At 71.7% G+C, this 4,604-nt stretch carries 3 protein-coding genes; all 3 read right to left on the reverse strand.

Annotated elements, in window-relative coordinates; all coding sequences use genetic code 11:
* Positions 1-290 precede the first annotated feature (290 nt).
* Positions 291-2,582: a transglutaminaseTgpA domain-containing protein gene (locus ACRDPS_RS14970; RefSeq protein ID WP_431502443.1), complete on the reverse strand. Its 2,292-nt coding sequence runs from the start codon at positions 2,580-2,582 to the stop codon at positions 291-293.
* Positions 2,579-3,844 (reverse strand): DUF58 domain-containing protein, encoded by a 1,266-nt coding sequence (locus tag ACRDPS_RS14975; RefSeq protein WP_431502444.1) that lies wholly within the window; start codon positions 3,842-3,844, stop codon positions 2,579-2,581. The genes ACRDPS_RS14970 and ACRDPS_RS14975 overlap by 4 nt, the downstream gene beginning before the upstream one ends.
* 23 nt (positions 3,845-3,867) lie before the next feature.
* A partial coding sequence (locus ACRDPS_RS14980) for an AAA family ATPase (RefSeq protein WP_431502445.1) occupies positions 3,868-4,604 on the reverse strand: 737 nt, incomplete at its 5' end.

Here is a 4,604-nt window from a genome sequence, read left to right on the forward strand (position 1 = left end):
CACCGCTCTGCGCGGCGCCGCATCGGTCGAGGAGGACGAGGGCGAGCACGTTCCGCGAAGCTCGTTCCTCGACCGGGCCAGCGAGCGCTGGAAGCAGCGCCGACGCGACAACGACGTCTGACCGACAACTCAGCCCAGATCCACCGATCTCCGCCTGCTGCGCGCCACCATACGGGCGCGCTGGCGGCGTTGCCGCCGCTCGACAGACGCCCGGTATGCCTTCGCGGGCGGCGCCTTGCCAGCACACCCGTCTGGTGACGCTCGCGACGGCGGCGATAGGCGGATCTGGGCTAAGAGGAGATCAGCTCCCGCTCGGACCGCGCCGTCGGTCCGTCGGAGGCTTGCGCCGGGGGCCGGCGGAAGACCGACCTGGGCCACAACGCAGCCCGGCGACGGGCCTCCTTGCCCGCCTGCTCCCTGAGCGCGGCACAGACGAGGCGTACGTCGTCCCCGACGGCCTCGGTGGTGCGATGCTCCGCATACCGGCCGCGCTCGACCGCGGCCACGATCCGCTGCAGCGCCAGCATCGGCTCCCGGCCACGCATCTCGGTGTTCAAGGTGGCAGCGGCCTCGCGTGGGGAGCGCGTCCCGGACCAGGGCAGACCCAGGTCGATCGCGGTGTCGCCCAGCTCGGTCCAGCCCGTCTCCGCGTCGCCGGCGAGACGAGCCGTACGCCGCCGGCGACGGATGACCGTAGGCGCGGCGAGCCCGATCAGGGCGACCAGGGCGAGGACCCCCAGACCGGTCCAGATGACGCCGGCGTTGGACTCCTCGGCGCCGGGATCGGCGACCTCGGGCGTCTCCGGGGCCTCTCGCTGCGGCCGGTTGGGCAGCGGCTCGGCGCTCGCGTTGCCGCTCGGGAGCGGTGCTTCCGGTGCATCGGGAGGGGCGCCCAGCGCACCCGCGGTGTAGTCGGGCTCGCTGGTGTCGGCGTCCGCCGGCGTCGGCTCGAAGCGGACCCAGCCGATGTCCTCGAACCACAGCTCGGGCCAGGCGTGCAGGTCGCGGCCGCGGAACTGCCAGGCGCCGTACTCGTCCTGGTCGCCGCCGAGGAAGCCGAAGGCGACCCGGGCCGGGATGTCGAGCTCGCGGGCGAGCACGGCCATCGCCGCCGCGTACTGCTGGCAGTAGCCGATCTTGTTGGTCGTCAGGAACTCCAGCAGCGCCTCGCTGTCGGAGCCGACATCACGCTCCAGGCTGTAGGTGAACTCGCCGCTGTGACGGAACCAGTTCTGCAGGGCGACCGCCTTGGCGAACGGACCTGTGTGGTCGGCCGTCCTGTCGATCGCGATCTCATGGATCTCGTCGGGGAGCAGCGGGAGATCGGTCATGCCCGGTGGCGCGCCGACACCCGGTTCGCCGGCGGCCAGCAGGCGTTGCTGGGAAGGCTCGACCGGAGCGGCGGTCATCCGCCAGGACTGCCCGGCGACGGTGTCGTCCCTGCCGTTGGTGGACATGAAGTCGAGCGTGTCCTCGTCATAGCGCCAAGGTCCCCGGGCGACGACCTCGAGCGGATGGGTGAAGACCGGGAGCCAGGTCGACTCGAAGTTCTCGCTCGCCTTCAGCTGGTAGGTCGTGGACTCGCCGAGCAGGGTTTCGTCCGACATCGGCGGGTCGAAGGCGGCCACGCCGGTCTGGTCGGAGGGGACGTCGCGGTTGCCGGAGGTCCACTCGGTGCCCGTGAACTTCGTGAGCGCGCCGATCCGCAGGTAGGAGGGCGGCGTCTTGGGCTGCTCGTAGACCGGGGTGACCGTCACCATCACCTCGTCCGTCTGCCGGCGCAGGTCGTCGTAGAGCCCGACGGTCGGGTTGATCACCCGCAGTGGTCCGTTCCCGTCACCCGGACCGAAGCCGGGCAGGGTGACGTTCGGGCTGGGCAGCCAGGCCGGAGTGAGCAGGGCGATCGCGACCGCGGCGACTCCGATCACCGCCGGTCCGGCGGCCGGCGCCGTGGGGAGGTCCTCGTCGAGCCGGCGGCCCCAGCGACCCAGCTGCTGGGCGCGGTCGAAACGCAGCATGACCAGGAAGGCGGCGGCGGTGACGGCGAAGACGGGCCACGACACCCCGCCCCAGCCCCCGGCGCCGATGATGCTGAACGGCACGCTGAAGATCCCGAGCACCACCAGTCCCATCATCGGTGGGCGCCGCAGCGAGACGGCCAGGATGTCGGCCAGGAGCACCGCCGCCACGCCGCCCGGAACGAGGTAGGGCGCGACGCCTGACCCGGACATCGGCAGATCGAAGGGCGTGAACGCGGCGTACGCGTCGGTCATCTCCGCCACGATCCGTGCCCGGCCGTCGCCGGTGACCGGGAACGGGTGCCGCACGACCAGCAGGCCGGTCGCGATCGTGCCGAGGAGCAGCTGAAGCAGCACCACGACGGAGCCGTGCACGCGCAGCAGCCGAGCGGAGATGCCGGTGCCGACCACGAGCAGGCCGGCGACGAGGACGGGCCCCAGATAGGGGAAGCGGTCGTCGGTGAACGAACCCCACGACAACAGCGCGAGCAGGACGGTCGCGAAGCACGTCACCGGCACCGCCATGGTGGGCACGGCGCCGCGTACGTCGGTGGACGTCATCATCGCGCGGCCTCCATCGAGGCCGCGGCGCCACGAGTGCCGAGCTGGCGCCAGCGCGTCGCAATCGAGTCGCCGACGCCGAGCTCGACCGCCTTCCAGCCGTGCTGGACAAGCAGAGGTACGCCGCTGGGCCGCCGCTGCTCGGGGGCCAGCGGCACCGCGCTCCAATCGTCGACGGCGAGCGAGAAGGCGAGAGCGGCCCCGGTGCGGTGCCGTACGCGGCGAAGCACGCTCACGTCCTCCTGGTCGATGGCCCCGAGCACCGCCACGGTGACTCCGCCCTGGCCGGCCTCGCCCATCCAGGAGGCGTCGATGCGGTGGTGCTGGACGGTCTCGAGCACGGCGAGCGCCTCCAGCAGGGCGGCGGCGTCGGCCTGGCCCTCGCGGTCGTGCCAACCCGCGTTGATCTCGCCGCCCGAGGTCACCAGCCGCACCGAGTAGCCGGCACTGACCAGATGCACCGAGACCGAGGCGGCGACGATGACGGCCTGCTCGAAGGAGGAGGCCGCGCCCTGGCCGCAGTGGCCCGCGCGGCGGTTGTCGAGGAAGACCGTCGCCCGTGCCTGCCAGGGCTGCTCTTCGCGGCGCACCATCAGCTCGCCGAGGCGGGCGGAGCTCGGCCAGTGCACCCGGCGCAGCTCATCGCCGCGGCGGTACTCACGCACGGTGACGTCCTCCGCGCTGCCGCCGAGGAAGGCCCGCGGCCGGGAGTCGCCCGACGAGGTGGCGTTGCCGGTCAGAGGAGTCGAGGGCAGCGGGATCACCCGCGGCGTGACCGTGAACGGCACCGTCGAGTGGAAGGCGCGGTTGAGCTCCACGAGACCGAACGGGTCGGCCACGGTCACGCGCATCGGGCCGATGTCGAACCGGCCCCGGACCTCCGAGCGGATCTGGTAACCGAGCTTGTGGCGCCAGCCGAACCCGATCCGGTCGACCACGAAGCGGGGGCGTCCGCCCAACGAGTAGGGGACCGTCTCCTCCAGCAGCAGGGTCCCGGTGGGGATCCGGCCCTCGTTGGCCACGGTCAGCTCGACCTTGGCCGGCTGACCGGCCTCGGTCAGGTGCGGCTCGATGTGGCGTACGAGAGCGAGCCGGTAGCGGCCCCAGGCGGCGACCACGGCGGTGACCAGCGGCAGGGCGACCAGCAGGATCCCGATCCGGGACAGCGAGGACTGGTCCAGCAGCATCCCGCACACGATGGCGGTGATCCCGGCCGCCAGGAAGGTGCGGCCCCGGATCGTCAGTCCCGACAGCGCCTCACGCATCGGATCCCTTTCTTACAACCGGGTCAGGCCTGGGGGACCGGCACGGCGGACACGACGGCCTCGAGGATGTCGGCGACCGAGCGGCCGTGCATCGCCGCGGAGGCGCTGGGGAGCAGACGGTGGGCAAGGACCGGACCGGTCAGCCTGCGTACGTCATCGGGGAGCACGAACTCGCGCCCGTTCATGGCCGCGTGTGCCTTGGCGGCTCGTAGGAGATGAAGGCTGGCACGAGGGGAGGCGCCGAGGGCGAGCTCGTTGTTGGCGCGGGTCGCCGCCGTCAGGCCCACCGTGTAGCGGCGCACCGCGTCCGCGACGTACACCTGGTTGACGACCCCGACAAGCTTGCGGATCTCGGCGGCGTCGGCCACCGGCTCCAGGTCGTCGAGCGGGTTGCTCGCGCTGTGGTTGGTCAGCATCGCGATCTCGGAGCCGACCGGGGGATATCCCACCGAGACGCGCGCCATGAACCTGTCGCGCTGTGCCTCGGGGAGGGCGTACGTCCCCTCCATCTCGATCGGGTTCTGGGTCGCGATCACCATGAACGGTGAGTCCAGCTGGTAGGTCACGTTGTCGACGGTGACCTGGTGCTCCTCCATGCACTCCAGCAGCGCCGACTGGGTCTTGGGGGAGGCGCGGTTGATCTCGTCGCCGACCACGATGTTGGCGAAGATGCCGCCCGGGCGGAACTCGAACTCGCGGGTGTTCTGGTTGAACACCGAGACCCCGGTGACGTCGCTCGGGAGCAGGTCGGGGGTGAACT

This window comes from Nocardioides sp., assembly GCF_050699375.1.
Lineage (GTDB): Bacteria > Actinomycetota > Actinomycetes > Propionibacteriales > Nocardioidaceae > Nocardioides.

Bases quoted from the DNA above. Each gene is read 5' to 3' on its own strand.
- ACRDPS_RS14970 (WP_431502443.1), bottom strand. From the start codon at position 2,582: ATGATGACGTCCACCGACGTACGCGGCGCCGTGCCCACCATGGCGGTG.
- ACRDPS_RS14975 (WP_431502444.1), bottom strand. From the start codon at position 3,844: ATGCGTGAGGCGCTGTCGGGACTGACGATCCGGGGCCGCACCTTCCTG.